At 60.4% G+C, this 17,729-nt stretch carries 21 protein-coding genes; 2 read left to right on the top strand and 19 right to left on the bottom strand.

Annotated features, from left to right (window positions below; all coding sequences use genetic code 11):
- Nucleotides 1–2 precede the first annotated feature (2 nt).
- From NDO48_RS22655 to NDO48_RS22585, 15 genes are all read right to left on the bottom strand, one after another.
- On the bottom strand, nt 3–1,766 hold the full coding sequence (locus tag NDO48_RS22655; protein ID WP_267322392.1) for a relaxase/mobilization nuclease domain-containing protein: 1,764 nt from the start codon (nt 1,764–1,766) through the stop codon (nt 3–5).
- Nucleotides 1,767–2,013: 247 nt separating this feature from the next.
- On the bottom strand, nt 2,014–2,799 hold the full coding sequence (locus tag NDO48_RS22650) for a lytic transglycosylase domain-containing protein (protein ID WP_267322391.1): 786 nt from the start codon (nt 2,797–2,799) through the stop codon (nt 2,014–2,016).
- A 3-nt stretch (nt 2,800–2,802) separates the two neighbouring features.
- Complete coding sequence (locus NDO48_RS22645) at nt 2,803–3,138, bottom strand: DUF736 domain-containing protein (RefSeq protein WP_154385365.1); 336 nt, start codon at nt 3,136–3,138, stop codon at nt 2,803–2,805.
- Between the two features lie 67 nt (nt 3,139–3,205).
- The gene (locus tag NDO48_RS22640; protein WP_267322390.1) at nt 3,206–3,751 is read right to left on the bottom strand and encodes a S26 family signal peptidase; all 546 of its coding nucleotides are present in this window, start codon (nt 3,749–3,751) and stop codon (nt 3,206–3,208) included.
- Complete coding sequence (locus NDO48_RS22635) at nt 3,748–4,218, bottom strand: DUF2840 domain-containing protein (RefSeq protein ID WP_263007969.1); 471 nt, start codon at nt 4,216–4,218, stop codon at nt 3,748–3,750. The genes NDO48_RS22640 and NDO48_RS22635 overlap by 4 nt, the downstream gene beginning before the upstream one ends.
- A 211-nt stretch (nt 4,219–4,429) precedes the next feature.
- A complete protein-coding gene (locus tag NDO48_RS22630) occupies nt 4,430–5,215 on the bottom strand; it encodes a replication initiator protein A (protein WP_267322389.1) in 786 nt (261 codons plus the stop codon).
- A 113-nt stretch (nt 5,216–5,328) separates the two neighbouring features.
- Entirely contained in the window at nt 5,329–5,610 is a 282-nt protein-coding gene (locus NDO48_RS22625) for a helix-turn-helix transcriptional regulator (RefSeq protein ID WP_267322388.1), read from the bottom strand.
- Nucleotides 5,611–5,762: 152 nt separating this feature from the next.
- Nucleotides 5,763–6,212 carry a DUF2285 domain-containing protein gene (locus NDO48_RS22620; protein WP_267322387.1) on the bottom strand — a complete coding sequence of 150 codons (450 nt, stop codon included), beginning with the start codon at nt 6,210–6,212 and terminating at the stop codon, nt 5,763–5,765.
- Between the two features lie 112 nt (nt 6,213–6,324).
- A complete protein-coding gene (locus NDO48_RS22615; RefSeq protein WP_246670777.1) occupies nt 6,325–6,537 on the bottom strand; it encodes a transcriptional regulator domain-containing protein in 213 nt (70 codons plus the stop codon).
- A 165-nt stretch (nt 6,538–6,702) separates the two neighbouring features.
- Nucleotides 6,703–7,728, bottom strand: a complete 1,026-nt coding sequence (locus NDO48_RS22610) for a succinylglutamate desuccinylase/aspartoacylase family protein (protein WP_154385371.1) — start codon at nt 7,726–7,728, stop codon at nt 6,703–6,705.
- A gap of 1 nt (nt 7,729) precedes the next feature.
- The gene (locus tag NDO48_RS22605) at nt 7,730–8,479 is read right to left on the bottom strand and encodes an amino acid ABC transporter ATP-binding protein (protein WP_154385372.1); all 750 of its coding nucleotides are present in this window, start codon (nt 8,477–8,479) and stop codon (nt 7,730–7,732) included.
- Between the two features lie 89 nt (nt 8,480–8,568).
- A complete protein-coding gene (locus tag NDO48_RS22600) occupies nt 8,569–9,228 on the bottom strand; it encodes an amino acid ABC transporter permease (RefSeq protein ID WP_267322386.1) in 660 nt (219 codons plus the stop codon).
- Nucleotides 9,218–9,850: an amino acid ABC transporter permease gene (locus NDO48_RS22595; protein ID WP_267322416.1), complete on the bottom strand. Its 633-nt coding sequence runs from the start codon at nt 9,848–9,850 to the stop codon at nt 9,218–9,220. Before NDO48_RS22595 ends, NDO48_RS22600 begins: the two co-directional genes overlap by 11 nt.
- 23 nt (nt 9,851–9,873) lie before the next feature.
- On the bottom strand, nt 9,874–10,767 hold the full coding sequence (ehuB, locus tag NDO48_RS22590) for an ectoine/hydroxyectoine ABC transporter substrate-binding protein EhuB (protein ID WP_154385374.1): 894 nt from the start codon (nt 10,765–10,767) through the stop codon (nt 9,874–9,876).
- 116 nt (nt 10,768–10,883) lie between these two features.
- Nucleotides 10,884–11,516 carry a hypothetical protein gene (locus tag NDO48_RS22585; protein ID WP_154385375.1) on the bottom strand — a complete coding sequence of 211 codons (633 nt, stop codon included), beginning with the start codon at nt 11,514–11,516 and terminating at the stop codon, nt 10,884–10,886.
- Between the two features lie 174 nt (nt 11,517–11,690).
- Between NDO48_RS22585 and NDO48_RS22580 the strand changes: the two genes are divergently transcribed.
- Nucleotides 11,691–11,966, top strand: coding sequence for a transcriptional regulator (locus NDO48_RS22580; RefSeq protein WP_154385376.1), 276 nt, complete (start codon nt 11,691–11,693; stop codon nt 11,964–11,966).
- Between the two features lie 377 nt (nt 11,967–12,343).
- On the opposite strand, the gene NDO48_RS22575 is transcribed toward NDO48_RS22580, so the two are convergent.
- The 3 genes from NDO48_RS22575 to NDO48_RS22565 form a co-directional block, all read right to left on the bottom strand.
- Nucleotides 12,344–12,793: a MucR family transcriptional regulator gene (locus tag NDO48_RS22575; protein ID WP_154385377.1), complete on the bottom strand. Its 450-nt coding sequence runs from the start codon at nt 12,791–12,793 to the stop codon at nt 12,344–12,346.
- Between the two features lie 513 nt (nt 12,794–13,306).
- The gene (locus NDO48_RS22570) at nt 13,307–13,513 is read right to left on the bottom strand and encodes a hypothetical protein (protein WP_154385378.1); all 207 of its coding nucleotides are present in this window, start codon (nt 13,511–13,513) and stop codon (nt 13,307–13,309) included.
- Nucleotides 13,514–13,786: 273 nt separating this feature from the next.
- Nucleotides 13,787–15,610 (bottom strand): chloride channel protein, encoded by a 1,824-nt coding sequence (locus NDO48_RS22565; protein ID WP_154385379.1) that lies wholly within the window; start codon nt 15,608–15,610, stop codon nt 13,787–13,789.
- A 60-nt stretch (nt 15,611–15,670) separates the two neighbouring features.
- Between NDO48_RS22565 and NDO48_RS22560 the strand changes: the two genes are divergently transcribed.
- The gene (locus NDO48_RS22560; RefSeq protein WP_246670779.1) at nt 15,671–16,129 is read left to right on the top strand and encodes a MarR family winged helix-turn-helix transcriptional regulator; all 459 of its coding nucleotides are present in this window, start codon (nt 15,671–15,673) and stop codon (nt 16,127–16,129) included.
- Nucleotides 16,130–16,591: 462 nt separating this feature from the next.
- On the opposite strand, the gene NDO48_RS22555 is transcribed toward NDO48_RS22560, so the two are convergent.
- Entirely contained in the window at nt 16,592–17,722 is a 1,131-nt protein-coding gene (locus tag NDO48_RS22555; RefSeq protein WP_154385380.1) for an SAVED domain-containing protein, read from the bottom strand.
- Nucleotides 17,723–17,729 lie beyond the last annotated feature (7 nt).

The raw sequence follows: 17,729 nt of genomic DNA, 5'->3' as shown, positions 1-17,729 counted from the left end.
TGTCAGAGGCACAGGTCGCGCTTGCGTCCGACCGACAGTTCTATGCCGCCGCTGACTTTGGTTATGCCGGCGACACGCTGACCGAGCTTGCGATCGAGGTCGCGCGACCAGGGCACGAGCTGGAAGCCGAGACCGCTATCAATCATGGCGAAGCGGCCGGAAGAGAGGGCAAGGCGCTGGCGCACGACGCCCTCGACGTGCTGGCCGGCTATCGTTTTCACATGCGGCAGACCGGTCTCGGCCGAGAGCTTCTCGCCGACGGCCTCGAGCTCGCGGCGTCGAAGGGTGGCGAGGAGATCGGATTGCATGATGATGCGCTGGCCCTCGCGCCGGGCGAGGCCCTGATCGGCGAGATGATCGGCACGGGCCTGCATGGCGTCGCGTACCTCGCGGCCAAACCCGGTCTGCGACAGCGACATGGCATCGCGCTCGACAAGCCGATGATCGATCCAGGTGGCGCCAGGTGCTGTGATCTGCGCTTGAAGGTCGAGATCGGATCGCATCGCAAGTACCAATGTCGGGCGTTGGTCGTCCGTGCCACTGAGGTGACGGACTTCGGCGATGCCGCCATTTGCAGGAGCCTGATCAAACGCTTCGACGCCCCGGAAGCGGACATGGTGGGCGCGTCCGTCGACCCCATCGATGACGACGTAAGCCTCGCCGGTCAGCTCGTCGTGAAGGCCGCGATCGACAAGGCGACCAATGATCGGCGAGCCGGAGGTTCTGCCGTCGACCGCATAATCGCCAACGCCGCGATCCTGGCCGCGCTCCGTGAAGGCGCGGTGCATCGTCTTGATGATATCACCGCGCATGCCGAGATCGCGCAGAGTGCGTTCGGCTTCGAGACCAACGACCCATTCTCCAGAATTGCCCTGGATGGCGAGCCCTAACTTCTCGATATGCTGGAGCCGGCCGACCATGAGGCGCCGGAGCTCCGGATCAACTGTTGCGGATCGGTCTGGCCTGAGATCGACATAGCCGGTCTCATCGGCTGTGCGCTGGATCTCCCGGTCGATCCGCGTCCAACGCTCGGCGGTGATTTCCTTTTCAAGCGAGCTTTGGATTTCGTGTTCCGGCTTCGGGCCGAGCTCGACGTCGACGAGATCGTCGGCGCGGGAGCGAAGACCGCGGCTGATATAGTCGCGAGAGACGACGAGGTCGGCGCCGAACTCGTCGACGCCGCGCACGAGCAGATGCACATGCGGGTTGTCCGTATTCCAGTGGTCGACGGCGATCCAGTCGAGGCGCGTACCAAGATCGGCTTCCATCTGGCGCGCTAGATCTCGGGTGAAGGCCTTGAGGTCGGTCATCTCTGCTGCGTCCTCCGGCGAGACGATGAAGCGGAAATGATGCCGGTCGTCCTTGCAGCGATTGGCGAAAGCGAGATCGTCGGCACGATCGGTGTTGGCGTCGAACATCACGCCCTTCTCTCCATCTCGGCTGACGCCCTCGCGCTTGAGATACGAGACATGGGCGGAGAGCGGTGCTGAACGGAATGCCCGCCCCTGATGGCGGGCGATACGCGCCTTGATGACGACGCGGCGATGCGAGGAGAAGATGCGGGAGCGTCCGAAGACATTGCGCCCGCGTCCGAAGGTCGAGCGGCCGAGCCGGTTTCCCGCCTTGCCCAAAGGGGCGCCGCCGGAGATGTGGCCGGCGCGCTTGGCCACGGTGAGGACCTGATTGACGAAGCTCTTGGTCCTCGGCGCCTTCGTCGAACGAATGCGGCCTGGCTGGATGCGGAAGTCGCGGTCACCCTCGCTCATGACTGTGCCCGCTGTTGTGACCGGAGGCTGGTCGTGCATCTCGAAGCATTGAAAACATTGGAACAACTCGGGCAGCATGCCCGCGACCGGCCGGCATGCACCGGAAAACGCAAGCCATGCCAATGGCTTAACGCGTTTCGGGCATGCGCTTTTATCTCGCCGTCCTCTGTCGTTTCTCCAGCACCAACGCCGTAACTTGCCCCGCGCTGCCGGATGCCCGCCACACACCGCCATTCTGCGACGACAGTCAAAACGGGTCCCTCATCCCCGTGCGCGCGGCGAAGAGGCCGTTCGAGCGCGACTTGATGGCAATGGCATCGGGCATAACGGAGCTCTCCGCGGCTGCACTATTCTCGCGGTCGAACGGCGTCGGCTCAGTGCCGGCGGCGGCTCGAACGAAAAGCGGCGAGCTGGGCCACGGCAGCGTTGCCGCACCACCAGATGCCATCGGCGTCGACGCCCGCTCGGTGAGTGAACCGCTGTCGATCAGAGGGGAAAGTGTTTCGACATAGGCGAGGGTTTCGGCCGGTAAAGGGTGTCCGGTGAGATAGGCTTCGTAGCGTGCCGGGCCCGCATTATATGCGGCGAGGAAACCTGGCGATCCGAAGCGATCGTGCATCTCACGCAGATAGGCGGCGCCCGCCAGGATGTTGTCGCCCGGATCGAACGGGTCCTGTCCGAGAAGCCATCGGGCGCGTAGCTCGTCCCAGGTACCAGGCATGATCTGCATCAGGCCAAGCGCGCCGGCGCGGGACACGGCGCGCTCGTCGCCTGCGCTTTCCTTGCCTAAGACGGCGTGTATCCAAGCAGCCGGAACTGCGAAGCGTCGAGAAGCTTCGGCGATGTGGGCGGCGTAAGGATCAGTGGGTACCGCGTTGGCTTGGGCGATGCACGGGCCGACCGAGCAGGCTGACAAAAGGAGGCCGGAAAGAAGACGAAGCGCGAACCGGCGAACCGGATGTCGCTGTCCGGCGACCGATCGGCTGCGCGTTGGGCGCAGCCGAGAAGCGATTGAAACGTTGCGGCAGGGCATGACTCAAGCCGTCTCGCTGCGGTCGCGTGGACGGCTCCAGTGCAACGACCATGCGGTTGCGTCGTCACTATTCCGGAAAAGGCGTGCGCGGATCGGTTCGTGGAAGGTCGGGTCGTCGAACTGCAACGAGACATACTCCCCTGCCTTCTCGCTGGCGCGTGTCCAGCCTGCGCCGATCTCCGGTCCGTCATCGGTGCCGCGCAGCACGCGATAGTCGGGTGTGTTGTCACCGTCGCCTGGCTCGCTCGGAACGATGGTGAGTTCGAGGTCGAGCGTGAATGTGTGGATGCGGCCTGAGAAGCTGCCTCCTTCGCGCATGAACTGTCCGATCTGTGGCATGGATAACTTCCTTGCTGGTTTGGCGGTGGTGGGAGTGGCGGCGAAACGTAAGCCGCCGCTGGCGCGCTCACCGCGTTGACGCGCGCCATTCGAAGCGGCCGTCACCTTCCTCGTCGGTCCAAAGAGGGATGGCGCGGCCGATGATGCGGTCGAGGGAAGTCGGGCCGAAGTAGCGGCCGTCCAGGCTGTCGCGGACCTCCCAGTTCATGAGGAAGATTTCGCCGCTGGAGATGCTCAGGCATCCGCGCCAGGCCGGCAGTGGACGGCCCGCACGATCGTGCTCAAGCGCGGTTCCAGCCTCGATGCCGTCGACGGTGATGAGGACGTTTGTGCGGCAGACGGTTTGCCCGGAGACCGCGCGAACACGCTTGAGTAGCGGCAGGCCTTTCGGCAGATAGCCACGCGCGGCGAGGAAGGTCGCGAGAGGCTCCGGCGCATCGACGGCGACTAGATCCGTGACTTCGAGGGAGCTATTGAAATCGAGGGCGTAGAGGCCGATCGGTGCGCTGGCCGAGACGTTCCAGATCAGCCTGATTGGCATCGGCGCGAGCGCCGGATAGCCGACGCTTGCCGTCGCGAGTGCGGTCGTGAGGAGGATACCGAAACGGCTCATGGCTTCACCCTCAAGCGTTGAAGGAAGCCCCGATGCTGCTCGAGCGTGTACGACCGCGGCTCTAGGCCCGCTGTCATTCGGTTATGAATGTGTCGCCAGTGATCGGGCGATACGGCTTCGGGATCGATGCCCAGACGTTCAATTGCATCTATCGCCTGAAGCACGCGCTCGACCTTGGGCCAGCTATCGACCTTGAGCAGGATGTCGCCGCCTGGACGCACGAATGGCAGCGTCTGATAGGCTTCGCCGCGTGCGACCGCCCGAACAATATCGATCCTTGAGATCACTGTGCCGAAGTCATTGGAAGCCCAACGGACGAAGGCGAAGATCGTGCCGGGCTGGAAAAAGAGGAGGCGACGGCGGCGATCTATACGTTGTTCGTGTGCTGCCTGACCGAAGCGGATCCAGTACTCGATCTTCTTCTCGACAAAGGTCAGCTCGACATGGGTGAGGAGCGCGACGTTCATGACGCGCCCTCCACCAGCGTGGAGTGGTCGTCCTCATCCTTGCGACAGCAGGGGAGCGTTAGAAAGATTCTGAAAGAATCTGGGTTAGTGACGTTACGCCGACCGCAAGGCACTGAAAGACGGCGAGGAATCGTCAGTTCCAGTCCCTGATAGCACGAGGATCGGGTCCCCGATGGCACGATAGGGGCAGTCCCCAATAGCACGAGCGTATTCACAGCTTATCCCCGAAGCGCGCTGATGATTTCCGAGCCGGGCGCGGTGAGGCGGCAGGATTGGTGGCGACGAAGGTGAGGACATCCGGTCCGTCGACCTGGAGTTCGATGCCGAGGCGGTAGCCAGGCAGCGGTTGTCGTCGGGCAATGTCGCGCAGGTCGTATGCGAAGTGCTTGAGCGGTGAGAGGCTGCCGGACTTGTGGTGCAGATGGGCGAAGTCGAATCTCCAGCCGAATTGCTGGTGTCCGCCATGCTTGCGCACGATGCGGTACAGCCAACGCTCGAGGCCCCCGGTCAGATCGAAATAGGCCCGGTCGATGGTGAGCACGAGCGCGTCGTCGAGGACGGCGCGATAGAACCAATCCGGCAGGATCAGTTCGACGCCGACTGGGCGTCCATCCCGGTCGGTCCGCTCTTGCCATTCATTCAGCCAGGAGAAGCGATGGCGCCGGCCCTCGGCTGGCTGACGGATGGAGGTCGCGATCGTGGTAGACTGGAGACGATCAAGCGCGGCTTTCAGGCGCTGATAGTCACGTGAGCTGACACCGCGCCCCGTAAAGGTCAGGATTTCGTAGGGCGTCGTAGCCATCAGTCGTGAGGTCCGCAGTCCGGCATCGCGGGCGTTGACGATCTGGCTGGCGGCCCAGATGAGGATGTCTGCGTCCCAGATCGTTGCCATGCCGTGATCCGGTACGGCTTCAACCCGGATGGTTACGCCACCGGCTTTAAAATCGATGGGTGCCGTGCGTCTGGATTTTGCGAGGGAAAAGAATGGATAGGCCATGAGATCCTGTGCATCGCGAGGAGCGAAGTCGCCGGGGAGCGCATGGAACAGATCAAGCTGTCCGCGCTCTGAAGGTAGGCAAGTTCGCGCCGACAAGGGGAAGAGCCGAGCGATCAGCGGGCCAAGCGGTCGGCATGTGCTACAGCCATAAGGGAATGGCGTTTGGCCGGAAGCACGGTACCTCGCGGGTCGGATGTCGAGGTCATGGCTCCGCGATTGGCCCAGGCCTGGAGATCGTCGATGGCATAGACGACCCGGCCGCCGAGCTTGCGATAGCCAGGACCGGTTCCGTAGGTGCGGTGCTTTTCGAGCGTCCTGGCCGACAGGCTCAGAAACGTAGCCGCTTCCTTGGTGCGCAGAAAGCGCGGTGGCAAGCCGGCGTTTCGACCGTTCATCGGGATATCTCCATCGCGTTTGTGAGAGCCGCAGGGATAAAGCGGCGGACAAGGGCGATGATGGAGAAGGGCTCCGGCGTTGTTCAGGTGCGAAATGGATGGAGCCTATTTCGCACGGACAGGCATATTGCCGCCGGCTTTGGCACCGGCATTCAGGCGTCGCGCCGCCGGAACCGCAGGAGCTTGCGGTAGCCGCCTTCAATCATTCTGTAGCCATCGCGTATGAGGCGCAGCGTTGTGTAACGAAATGGCGAATCTTGCCATTCCTCAGCGACGATGAAGCGGGGACCGAACAGGGCGTGCGCTATGTCGAAATGGGAAGCCCCTTCGATGCGGCCGTCGAGAGCGCGAAGCATATGGCCGAGGCGAGTGCGTTGCGATGACGTCAGGCGTTTATCAGGCACTCTGCTTCCCTTGGACGATCTGATGAATCTGTCCAGGGATGACAGTCGTTCGGATACCTTTGCGTCGAGGGGTACTATCGCAGCCAGGGGTTGCGCAGGGTCGGTGCCGTAAAGCAGCGCGATCTGGCAGCTATTTGCTGTCGAGAGGGTACGCAGGTGTTCACCGAGCTCGTCACGCTTTGAAGCCGCCGGCGGCAAAGTGGCGACGATGTCCGCGTCGTCTGCCAGCAGCGGCGGCGTGTTGATGAGCAGGATAACACCCGGATCGACCTCGGGTGTCCAGTAAACCGGCTGCTTGGTTGCCGGGCGATCAGGATTTGCTGGAAAATCGAAGCCCCCACTGCGACCGCAGTTCGTTCGGGGACATGGAATTCGGCGCGGGGTTGATTTGCTGCATGTCTGCGAATTCGCGCTGGTAGGTTGGATTGCGGCGGAGGAATTCCCAGGCGAGGGCATCAGGAGTGACGTTGCTTATGAAGTCGTAGGCCTGCGAGCTGCGCCACTCAGACGAATCCGGCTTCATGCATCCTCCTGCGATTTGCGGACCATCCCCGTAATGCAGTGGAAAAGCAGAGAGAATCCCGGAAAACCGGGATTGACCGGAAGTGATTGATGGGCTGTGCGCCTACCTCAGGCTGTCGAATGAGGTCGGCGCCCGACCTCTTGAGGCTTTGTCATGTGCTGCCACTCAATTAGCCCCGACGTCGGTCACAAGCTTGAACAGGCAGTCACCGGGAGCGGCGAGGGCCGGTGCACGGCGGCAGGCGACGAGGCCGGACTGCGCGAAACGGATTTCTTCAGGCGCTCTGTGGGGGCCTTCGAGCGGAAAAAGGAAGCCTGCGGATTGGCCAGCTTCGACAGAGTCGCCGAGTTCGACAGCAGGTTCGAAGATGCCGTGAATGGGGGCATATGTGAACGCCCCCCTCCCGGTGACCTGCATCAACCGAACAGGCGGCGGCGATTTGGTTTCGGCATTGGGCAAAATGCCCATATGCTTGAAGATGCGGTAGAGGCCTTGGCTCGCCACAGCCTCACCCGCGCTTGAGAAGGTGCCGCCACCACCAAGTTCGGTTGTGAGGGTTGGCACGCCAAGAGCTTGGGCAACTGCAGAAAGAGTGGTTGCCCCACCGCCACCGGTGCCGTCGCTGATGGATCCGATCGGGGCGCCGAAGACTTTCATGAGTTCCATGAGCCTTGCGGTCTCGGCCCCGGTTTTGCCAGCGCGTATCAGGCAGCAGGAAAGATATGATAGGGATCTTCCGCCTGAGTGCAGGTCAACGACGATGTCGGCCATCGACAGCAGAACCGAGCTGACATAGTGGGCGATCATCTGGGTTGGGGTGCCGTTCGCCTCGCCCGGGAACAGCCGGTTGAGATTGCCTTCGTCGAGAGGGGAGAGGCGTCGCCCCGCAACGACGGCGGGATAATTGAGCGCAGGCAAAATGAGGATACGGCCGCGCACGTCGCGGGGTTCGACCTGCCGAGCCAGCTTGCTCAAAACAACCTGGCCCTCATATTCGTCGCCATGATTGCCGGCAATCAGCAGTGCGGTCGGGCCCTCGCCATTTCTGATGCAGGTGATCGGGATTGGAATGACGCCATAGGCGGACTGGTCCGTCGAGAACGGCAATCGCAGCCAATCGTGCTGCTTGCCGTCCTGGTCGAAGTCAACAGTTGTCCAGATGCGCGTCTCGCCCGCCGGCGCCATCTCCATGTCAGTGCAACAGGGTGTTGAGGAAGGACCGGGCGCGGGGATGGTTGGGTGTCGAAAAGAACGCCACTGGCGAAGCTTGTTCGACAATGCTGCCCTGATCCATGAACACGACCTGATCGGCAACCTCGCGGGCAAAACCCATCTCATGGGTGACACAGATCATCGTCATGCCCTCGTGCGCCAGTCCGGTCATGACGTCGAGCACCTCCTTGACCATTTCGGGATCGAGCGCGGAGGTTGGCTCGTCAAACAGCATCAGGCGCGGGTTCATGCAGAGCGCACGCGCAATCGCCACCCGCTGCTGCTGTCCGCCTGACAGCTGCGCAGGGTACTTGCCGGCTTGTTCGGGAATGCGGACCTTTTCCAGGAAATGCCGCGCCAGGCTCTCGGCTTCGTTGCGCGGCATGCGAAGGACACGGCGAATGGCGAGCGTGCAGTTCGACAATACCGTCAGATGCGGAAACAGGTTGAAGCTCTGGAACACCATGCCGGTCTGCCTGCGGGCGAGTGCTGTCTCCCTGGCATTATCGCCCAGCCGGGTCGTGCCCAGCGTCACTGTTCCCTGCTGGTAGGCTTCAAGCCCGTTCAGGCAGCGGATCAGGGTGGACTTGCCCGAACCGGAGGGTCCACAGATCACAAAGCGGGATCCGCTTGGAATGGTGAGGTTGACCTCCTTCAACACATGGAAGGTGCCATACCACTTATTGAGCGAGGAGATCTGGACGGCAGGTTTGTCGTCTGTCTGGGTCATGGGGTCTCTCTACAGTTCGCTTGAAAGCAGCGAGCTAGGTGTCTGGTTTTGTGAGGACGTCATCGGCCATCGGGCTACCGGTCGCTCGGCTATCTCATTGTCGGCCCAAGCAGCCTGATCTCGAGCCGTTTGATGGCCAACGAAATGAGGAGTGCGAGACCGAGGAAGATGAGGCCGGCGACCGTCAGTGGCTCGGCATAGCGATAGGTCTCGGATGCGATGTCGAAGGCACGGCCCAACATCTCCGGCACCGCAAGCACCGCCAGATAAGGCGTCGCCTTGAGGATCGAGACGAAGTAGTTGCCCATGGGTGCAGCAATGTTGCGCAACATCTGCGGTGCGATGACAAAGATGGTCATATCGATCCTGCCGAGACCCAGTGCCCTTGCGGCCTCCGCCTGGCCATTGGGAATGGCATCGATGCCCGCCTTGAACACCTCCGCGAGATAGCCGCTGTAATAGAGGCTGAGCCCGATCATGCCTGTGGCAAGCGCACCAAGGCGAATGCCGTAGAACGGCAAGATGAAATACAGGCAGTAGAGCCAGACCAGAACCGGCGTTGCCCGGATGAAGTCGATCACGAAGCGTACGAACAGGCCGCCCCAGCCTCCGGAGCGGCGGATGAGCTCGAAGCCGAAGCCGACTGCGGAGGCTCCAACGCAGCTGACGGCTGCCACCAGCAGCGTCATGCTGATGGCACCAAGGATGGTTGGCACGGTCGAAAGCGCAAAGGCTATATCAAACTGCACGACGCGCCTCCCTTGCCGGATTGATCCGTCGCTCGACCCAGCGCCCGAACAGGGCGACCGGATAGCAGACGATGAAGTAGGCGAGCAGCAGCGAGCTGTAGATCGGTACGGGGTCGTACTCGATCTGCGAGATCTCCTTGGCGCGGAAGGTCATGTCGGTGAGCGTGACTAGTGAGACAAGCGATGTCGCCTTCACCAGCTGGATGAGCTGGTTGATGAAGGTCGGGCTCATCGCCACCAGCGCCTGCGGCAGTTCGATGCGCAACAGGATGGTGGCGCGCGACAGTCCAAGCGCGTGGCCAGCTTCTTTCTGGCCACGGTCCAGCGCCTGCAGGCCGGCTCTGACGGCCTGGCTGGCATAACCGCCAATGTTGAGCCCGAGCACCATGGCACTGACTGTCATCGCCGACAGTGCCAGTCCGGCGATAGGCAGCGCATAATAGAACACAAAGAGCAGGATGATGACGGCGGAGCTGCGCCAGAACTCGATGACCGACGTTACCACGAACCGCACCGGGCCGGTGGACATGTATTGGGCAACGCCGAAGATGAGTCCGAAGGGAATGGCAAAGACAAGGCCGTAGAGCGTCACCAGAGCGGTGACGCGAAATCCCTGAAGGATACCGAGTCAGATCTCGAGGATGCTCATTTGCCGGCACCGGACGTGCCACCACCACAGAGCTTCTCGACGGTGACGGTATCGGGCACGATCTCGGTCTCGCCAAAGCCATATCTGGCCATGACCTTGGTGACCGTACCGTCCTTCGTCAGGGCAACAAGCCTCTCATCCCACAACGCTCGCAGGTCCTCGTCTTCGCTGCGAAAGGCGACAGCGGCATATGTGGCCTGTTCGTCTGTCGTCACGAAGGGGGTGGCACTCTCCAGGCCCTGAAGCTTCCCACTCGCAAACAGCCCTATTGCGGTGGGAGACGACAGCACTGTCACATCGATGCGGCCCGAGCGCAGGGCCGAGATGTTCGCTTCAATGTCGGGGAACAGCAGCATGTTGCTTTCCGGCACGCCGGCTGCAGTCGCATTCCTGACCGACACACTGCCGCGGCCGGCACCCATGATGATCTTCTGACTGACGATATCTTCGAAGCCATGGATCTGTTTTGGATTACCGGCGAGCACAATGGCTGAGTCACGCACCTTCAGATCGGGTGCTCCGAAGGCGACCTGCCGGCAGCGCTCCGGGGTGATGGAAAGACCTGATGCAACAGCATCGAAGCGGCCGGCGAGCAGCCCAGGGATCAGGGCGCCGAACTCGGTGACCCTGATGTCGAGCTCCTTGACGCCGAGTTCGGAAAAGGCAGCCCGCAACAGGTCCGGATGCCATCCCTTGGCCTCACCTGTGGCTTCATCGCGAAAACCCCATGGCGTCCGGTTGTGGATGCCGATGACGATCTTGCCTTCGCGCAGGACACGCTCTTTCGTCGTCTCGGCAAAGGCCGTGCCGCCAGGCATGACGAAGATCAGCGCAAGCAATGCGCCCCACATGAGGGCAAGCCGCAGGCGTACAGAACTTCTGAAGGTCATTCTCTCTCTCCCATTGTTGTAAAATGTGCCTCCCGCCGATGCAGGCGCGCTGGTGCGCGGCCGCGTGGCATTGCAGTCTCGCCTCCTGCGATCCTGCAAAGGCCCTGCGTTCAGCTTCACCGTGGATGGCTTTTGATGGTCGTCTTGCTGTCGGACACGGATGGGTGAAGGTCATTGGCCTCAGTGTCCAAGCCGCCGCCCAATGCTTTGAGGTCCGCCAAGACCGACTGGATTTGCGGCCAAGGGAAGGCCGACATATCCCCCATGTTCTCGCCACCGCCGACGATAATCTTCAGTTTGGCGATCACTCCGGCAAATGACTGAGCGGGAGTGGTGGCAACAGCGTCGAGGATTTCTTCTTCGGCCTCAACAGCTTGCGCCTCGGCAGCACGGGCTCGTGAGTAACCGACCTCCACATCGAGCTCGTCCCAACGTGCCTGACGAGCGGCCAGCACCGATGCTTGCTGCATCCTCTGGTCGTCCGTTTCAGGTCCTTCATCGGGCTTAGGAGAAGCCAGGGCGTTCCTGATCCTTATCTCGAGGCGCTGCTGAAGCCGGCACAAAACCACCGCCATGTGGTGCGCCTGCTCCCACTCCTGAAAAAGAACAACACACGGATCGAGCGGTGCACGCAAACGCGCAGCATGTACAAAACCGCCAACTACCCCATCGTCATCCACAGCACAGCTCTTCCTTCGTCCCCTTTGGATGACGAAAGGCAAAGCTGTGGTATTGTCGGAATCAGCCATGATCCGAGCTCCAACCAGCTTGGGTTTGGTCAGGTTGAACAGGGTGTTAGCGCACCTTGTTCAACCGCATCACCACCTACCAAAAGGCTCACAGATGACCTGTGGTCCCCTCCGGCACAAGCGGAATTATGATGCCAGAAGTACTATATGATGCCAAAAGTATAGTCAACCCGCATGGATGAAGACAAGACGTCCGGCACCTTGGTTCTGACGAGCGAACATGTACGTGCCGCAAGGGCCTTGTTGCGTTGGGATCAAAAGACTTTGTCAGAGAAGTCGAAAGTATCGGTTCCGACGATAAAACGGCTCGAGCCGATCTCCGGGCCGCTTAAGGCAAACAAAGTAACTTGTGACGCACTTCAGCGAGCTCTGGAGCAAGCAGGTGTAGAATTCATTGCAGAAAACGGTGGCGGTGTTGGCGTCCGCCTCATCCATAGCTATCGCACGTAGTGAACGAAGGTTGGAGGGCACGCCAACTGCGGCCGGGCGGGGTGGGGGTTAGCCACAGCTGGCGCTAAGCTCATGTGTTGCCTTGGGGGGCGGCAGGAGCCTGCCCGCAAATTAGATATAGCTAACGCAAGGTCAACCAACGCAAGCGTGTCTGGGGCGACATTTCGCGCAACTTGCGAATGCCTAGGCTTTCAGCCCCGCCAATCCTGGCCGAGCATCGTTCGGGTGATTTCCCCTACATCTGTACTCGAACCGGAACTATCGGAAGCTAGGCGCTGACAAACAGGCGCGATTTCCGGCCTTGCGCCTAGATAATCAACGAGCGACCTGGCTGTGGTGCTGCATCCTGAGAGGACCCGAGTACGTGGGAGACGCAGCTACGCCTTCGTCTTGCGTCCAGCCCGCTTTGCCGGTTTCTTTTCAGCAGGCTTGCGGCCAAGACCAAAGCTCTTGGCCATTTGTGATCGATGGGCCGAATAGCTAGGCGCAACCATTGGATAATCCGCCGCCAGCCCCCACTTGGCGCGATACTGGTCAGGCGTCAGACCGCGAATGGTGAGGTGACGCTTCAGCGTCTTGTACTGCTTGCCGTCCTCGAGGCTGATCAGGTAGTCGGGCGTGACGGACTTCTTGATCGATGTCCGCGGCGTCAATGGCACTTCTACCAGCGCTGCCGGCGCGCCAAGAGTGCTGATGCTGGAATGGATTTGGGCAATCAAGCCAGGCAGTTCTCCTGCCGGGACGGGATTGTTCGAAACATAGGCTGCGACGATATCGGCAGTGAGCTCAATCAGCTGATTATTGGGCTTTAGCAATACTTCAGTCATCACATTCCCTCCGGCGGATAAGCCCCCATGCCTTTTCGGTAGCGGACTTTTGTCAGCAGCGAAACACAAATGTGTCATGAGGTTGCCGTTCAATTGCCTAAATCGAGTCCAGAGAATTATTACAATGCTCGAGCGGGTAAGGTTCAGCTGGAGCACGTCTAAGCCGGCCGTCCTGGTTCTAGGCGGCGCGGCCGGTAGTAAACCGCTGGCTAATGTGAACAGCGTTGCTGGATGGCACTAATGCGCCCGTGACTGGACGGCCAAACGGCCGGATACGCCCGTTTCACAACGCCCCATAAGAAGCAGCGTATAAAGCGAAGACCCCGGACCGTCTGCCAGGACGGCAATGCCGGGAGGTGGTCGAAGCAAATTCGCGGCCATTCGCTCGGTTAACAAGGTGACCTAAGGAGGTTCAGCATAGCGCCGCGCAGCGGGAACCGGGGTGATCACCTCCGACGAATGGTCCATATGGAGCCTTGCGTCAGGAAGTCTTCATCCTTGACCATCGATTATTCATGCGTGGCGTTGCGCGCACCAGTTCGCGGGCAAATGTTTGGGTCTGGCCATGGTGAGGCCGGCCCGAAGTGCCTCTTGCAAATCTGATGTAACGTATGCCGTTTCGGGGGCTCCGGAAAAATGATTGACCCGAATGCTGTCGCCTCTCTTGCTGATCATGATGCCGACTAGCCTTAGCTGCTCCTGCACCTCGCGATATTTCATTGGCTGTACTCCCCGCCATTGCCTGAATGCCCCAAAGCAAAGTTAGTCAGCACTAAAATGAACTGCTGGGTAAGGGTCGAGCCAATCAATGAGAATTCACGAAAGGGTGCGCCCGCACTTTTGGGTTTGGAGGCGCTAATTCTGTACCGTCAATTCGACCAACGACGTCTTTAGCATGGATCGTGAAGTGCCAGCGAACAGGCGAACGAGCATCTTGATCGAGCGACCGGAATTGTACCCTCAGGCTTCCGATTGGACAGCCAAAGTGCCCCTTTAATCGAGGGCGTTTCGCCCCAGAAGCCGCGCATGATCCCGTTCTTCAGCCATGCGTCTGGCCCGAGCCGCAAGAAGATCCTTGCGCGCCACCAGGCCAATCAGTCGGCCGTCGCCATCAATGACCGGGACTCTGCCAACCCCATTGGCCGACATGCGGTCGGCCAGGTGGCTGACGAGTTCGTCCGGACTCGCGGAAACCACATCCGAGCCTACAAATTCCGAAAGCACCCCTCCTTCTACCCCCGCGTCGCCGTTTGTCATCCATCCAAGCACGTCACCGCGTGAGACCATGCCAACCACAACCTGATCAGATGTGATAACAGGATAGCTCTTGTGACGGTGCTCCAGGTTCATGAAGTGGTCGACGGTTTGCCCGACGGTCCAGGAAGCATCCAACGCGTCCGGTTTATGGACCATGATATCGCGCACCCAAGTTTGCTCGAAGGGATCCACCTGGTACTCGCGCGTGATGTGCAGGCCCCGGCGCGCAATCTTTTCGGTCAGGATGGACCGCTTGAGAAGAAGCACCGTGGTTGCATAGGCGATTGCGCAAGCGACCAAAAGCGGCAGCAGCGCGTGCTGGTCTCCGGTAAGTTCCACAGCAAAAAGCGTTGCCGTGAGTGGTGAGCGCATGGTGCCACCCATCATCGCTGCCATGCCCAGAAGCGACCAGAAACCCGGATCTGCACTCGGCAATATCGGTGTCAACAGCGCACCTATCGCACCTCCAAAGATCAGAAGTGGAGCGAGTACACCTCCTGAAGTGCCGGACCCAAGCGCCACCGCCCAAATGATCGCCTTGACGACCAAGAGAAGCAATGCGCCGGTGAAACCAAGGTCGCCTGCCAGGAGATGGCGGATGTTGTCGTACCCCACGCCAAGCGCTGCTGGTTCGATCAACCCTCCAAGTCCCACCACCAGGCCGCCGATCATCGGCCACCACATCCAATGAATGGGCAGTTTTTGAAACAGGTCTTCCGAACCATATACCATGGCGGTCAACACTCCCGAGCCCAGCCCGGCGATCACCCCTATCGCTGCCCATGACAGGAAGTTGATGGGCGAAGCCCCCATTTGACCTGCATATGCAAAGAGGGGCGCCGGATCGAGCAGTAGCGTGCGGCAGGCAGCCGCCACTACAACGGCAACGACCACCGGAAGAAAGCTTCTGGGCTTCCATTCAAACAGCAGCAGCTCGATAGCAAGCAACACTGCCGCGAGAGGCGTGCCAAATATTGCGGTCATTCCCGAAGCCGCACCCGCAACGAGCAGTGCCTTACGCTCGCCGGAGCTCAAATGGACCATTTGCGCTATGAGGGAGCCAACCGCGCCTCCCGTCATGATGATCGGGCCTTCGGCGCCAAACGGGCCACCTGACCCGATCGAGATCGCGGAAGACAGGGGTTTCAAGATGGCCACCTTCGCGCTGATACGGCTCCGTCCTATTAGGATCGCTTCGATCGCCTCCGGAATCCCGTGGCCTCTGATTTTTTCCGATCCGAACCGCGCCATCAATCCAATGATAAGGCAGCCCACGACTGGGACGATAACCACCCATACCCCCCAAGGAGAGTCGGTAATCGGCAACTCCTCGAGCGAGACGCGGCCGAAATAGGCAATGTTCGTACAAAGCGTGATCAGTCTAAGGAGCACCCAAGCGGTGCCGACGGACGCAATCCCGACCAAAATGGCGATTGCCATCAACAACAACACCCTGCTGTCGGCTGTGAAGTCACCTAGCCTCGGCTTTTGTCTCGGAAACAATGGGCCGTCAGATTTGCGCTCGTAGACTGGAGTCCTGTTCGGGGTCGATGTAGGCATTGGTCGCTCGAAGGGCTTGAGAAATTTATATCGCAATACGATATAAATTTGGAAACTGAAATGACCGTGATCAAAAAAACCGAGCTAAAGAACACAGGTAACGACGTACCCGTCATGGGCGGCGTCGATTACCGAGGCCTTGCGGATTTTCGCTATGCTATCCGGAAGTTTCTCGCATTCAGCGAGGCGGCTGCCATCGAAGCGGGTCTAACGGCGCAACAGCATCAAGCACTGCTGACCATCAAGGGGATTGGCAGCGAGCAAGGATTATCCGTGGGAGATCTGGCGACAAGGCTGTTGGTAAAACACCACAGCGCCGCCGAGCTGGCCAAGCGCCTGGAAGAAGCCGGACTGGTTCTACGAAGCCAAGATCCTCACGACGGCCGAAGGGTCCTGCTCACCCTCACTGATGAGAGCGAAAAAAAGCTGGAAAGCTTGTCAGGCATCCATGTTAGCGAAATCGGCTCGATGGCACCTGAGCTAGCCGCGATCTTAGGTGCATTGAGCGTTCGAAGCTGATTGCGCATGCGGCGCTACAACTTGGCCGGCGCCTCCCGGCTGAGTCTTCCAAAGTTGCGCCGGCCTGCGGACAGACTGCCTCCGCGCGCAAATGCTATCAGTCTGCCGATGCCCGCTCAAGGATTGGCTTAGCTCTGCTGTTTGCCGTCCAGCTATTGCGTACGCCTCGCGATCGAGCGGTGAACGGCTGGTCTGGGGCCGCAAGCGGAATGTCCACTATGTGGCCATCAACTATCAAATGAAGACGTTAGTTTCCGCGTGTGCCCTGCCAACTTCACCGCCGAAGCCTGCAGAGAGGACAGTGCTGTCTTCGGCGACGACCGCACAAACCCTGGGACACTCGGCACACTTGGGGTGCTCTTCGCTGGCGGTTCGTTGAGGAGATCAGGTGGCAGATAACCAATTCCGCCCCTCTGAAGGGCTTTTAATAGCGGGGGGCGAGGGCTCCCCTGCCGCTGTTTATTAGCCGATCGTGATCGTCGGGACGAAAGCCTGCGCAGTTCGGTTCTGGTCGTAGAGTTTCATCGCGAGGTCCGCTTTCGGCATCCATACTCGCCCCGTCTCCACCGCTACGGACGCCGGCACTGCCGGGAAGACATGCAACAACACGCCTTCCCCATGATAAGCCTTGATCCGGTTGAAGAGGGCGCGCAGCAAATGCTTATAGGCGGCGAGGTCGTCTTTTCGCCGCATGATGTCATTGCCGGGCTGGTCGCAGGTGATTGACCAGATGGCAGTATTTTCGCCCAATACCGAGGTAATGCGGCCGTCATTCACCGTGGCGCTCAGGGCAAGCTTCAACGCGACCGGCACGTCCTTCCTGCCGCCATACTCGTTGACTTCGTAGGCAATTCGCGGCTGGTCGGGCAACCATTTCCAGGTGTCTGGTTCGCGGTGCTTTTGATGCACCGAGACCGGCACTATGTCGCCAAGAAGCGTCCCGAGACGGATGAGCAACGGCTGCGGCGCCAACGCGAAGACGCTGAGTTGGCGAATCTCCCGCTGCTCGATGCGTTCGTTGATTTTGCGCGCGAAAAGGCGCTCCAGATTCTCGTTCTGCTCGGTCCAGTAGACTTCTTCGTGATCCTTGCGCTCCGACCCGATCAACTCGATGTCGATTGTCCGGCCTTCGGCGGGATGGTGATCCGGAGGCATGGCGCTGAAGATCGATCGGGTTGTCACCAAGGAGTCACGCTGGCCGATAGTCGCCGCGAACCTGACGACATGGGAGACACGGTCGACATCCATGTCGGTGACGATCTCGATGCGGTCCTCATGCTCCGCTTTCATAGCCAGGAGGACGTCCTCGGGGTAGTCGGCCAGATAGTCCACATCGATCGCCTTATGGTGGACGGGGCACATCAGCATCAGGTTGTCGATGTCTTGCGCTAGCAGGGGCGATCTCACGCGATCACCCCTGGGACCTCCAGCCTCGTCGGCGACGATGTGGGCGATATAACCGAACTTGCCCGTACGCTTGCCGGCGATCAGGTCACCGATCAGGAGCTTGTTGCATCCACGAAACTGACACCGCCCCCCAGCCTTTGCCCAAAGCGCGTTTGCAACTTTTGGTGGAATAGCAGTCTTGGACATGTCGCCC

The organism is Aminobacter sp. MET-1 (genome assembly GCF_026521175.1).
Lineage (GTDB): Bacteria > Pseudomonadota > Alphaproteobacteria > Rhizobiales > Rhizobiaceae > Aminobacter.
Note: the sequence above shows the minus strand (reverse complement) of the source record. Positions and strands in the feature narration are given on the sequence as shown.

Excerpts from the sequence above, each read along its gene's own strand:
- NDO48_RS22655 (WP_267322392.1), bottom strand. The coding sequence starts at position 1,766 with ATGAGCGAGGGTGACCGCGACTTCCGCATCCAGCCAGGCCGCATTCGT.
- NDO48_RS22650 (WP_267322391.1), bottom strand. The coding sequence starts at position 2,799 with ATGCCCTGCCGCAACGTTTCAATCGCTTCTCGGCTGCGCCCAACGCGC.
- NDO48_RS22645 (WP_154385365.1), bottom strand. The coding sequence starts at position 3,138 with ATGCCACAGATCGGACAGTTCATGCGCGAAGGAGGCAGCTTCTCAGGC.
- NDO48_RS22640 (WP_267322390.1), bottom strand. The coding sequence starts at position 3,751 with ATGAGCCGTTTCGGTATCCTCCTCACGACCGCACTCGCGACGGCAAGC.
- NDO48_RS22635 (WP_263007969.1), bottom strand. The coding sequence starts at position 4,218 with ATGAACGTCGCGCTCCTCACCCATGTCGAGCTGACCTTTGTCGAGAAG.
- NDO48_RS22630 (WP_267322389.1), bottom strand. The coding sequence starts at position 5,215 with ATGGCCTATCCATTCTTTTCCCTCGCAAAATCCAGACGCACGGCACCC.
- NDO48_RS22625 (WP_267322388.1), bottom strand. The coding sequence starts at position 5,610 with ATGAACGGTCGAAACGCCGGCTTGCCACCGCGCTTTCTGCGCACCAAG.
- NDO48_RS22615 (WP_246670777.1), bottom strand. The coding sequence starts at position 6,537 with ATGAAGCCGGATTCGTCTGAGTGGCGCAGCTCGCAGGCCTACGACTTC.
- NDO48_RS22610 (WP_154385371.1), bottom strand. The coding sequence starts at position 7,728 with ATGGAGATGGCGCCGGCGGGCGAGACGCGCATCTGGACAACTGTTGAC.
- NDO48_RS22605 (WP_154385372.1), bottom strand. The coding sequence starts at position 8,479 with ATGACCCAGACAGACGACAAACCTGCCGTCCAGATCTCCTCGCTCAAT.
- ehuB (WP_154385374.1), bottom strand. The coding sequence starts at position 10,767 with ATGACCTTCAGAAGTTCTGTACGCCTGCGGCTTGCCCTCATGTGGGGC.
- NDO48_RS22585 (WP_154385375.1), bottom strand. The coding sequence starts at position 11,516 with ATGGCTGATTCCGACAATACCACAGCTTTGCCTTTCGTCATCCAAAGG.
- NDO48_RS22580 (WP_154385376.1), top strand. The coding sequence starts at position 11,691 with ATGGATGAAGACAAGACGTCCGGCACCTTGGTTCTGACGAGCGAACAT.
- NDO48_RS22575 (WP_154385377.1), bottom strand. The coding sequence starts at position 12,793 with ATGACTGAAGTATTGCTAAAGCCCAATAATCAGCTGATTGAGCTCACT.
- NDO48_RS22570 (WP_154385378.1), bottom strand. The coding sequence starts at position 13,513 with ATGAAATATCGCGAGGTGCAGGAGCAGCTAAGGCTAGTCGGCATCATG.
- NDO48_RS22565 (WP_154385379.1), bottom strand. The coding sequence starts at position 15,610 with ATGCCTACATCGACCCCGAACAGGACTCCAGTCTACGAGCGCAAATCT.
- NDO48_RS22560 (WP_246670779.1), top strand. The coding sequence starts at position 15,671 with ATGACCGTGATCAAAAAAACCGAGCTAAAGAACACAGGTAACGACGTA.
- NDO48_RS22555 (WP_154385380.1), bottom strand. The coding sequence starts at position 17,722 with ATGTCCAAGACTGCTATTCCACCAAAAGTTGCAAACGCGCTTTGGGCA.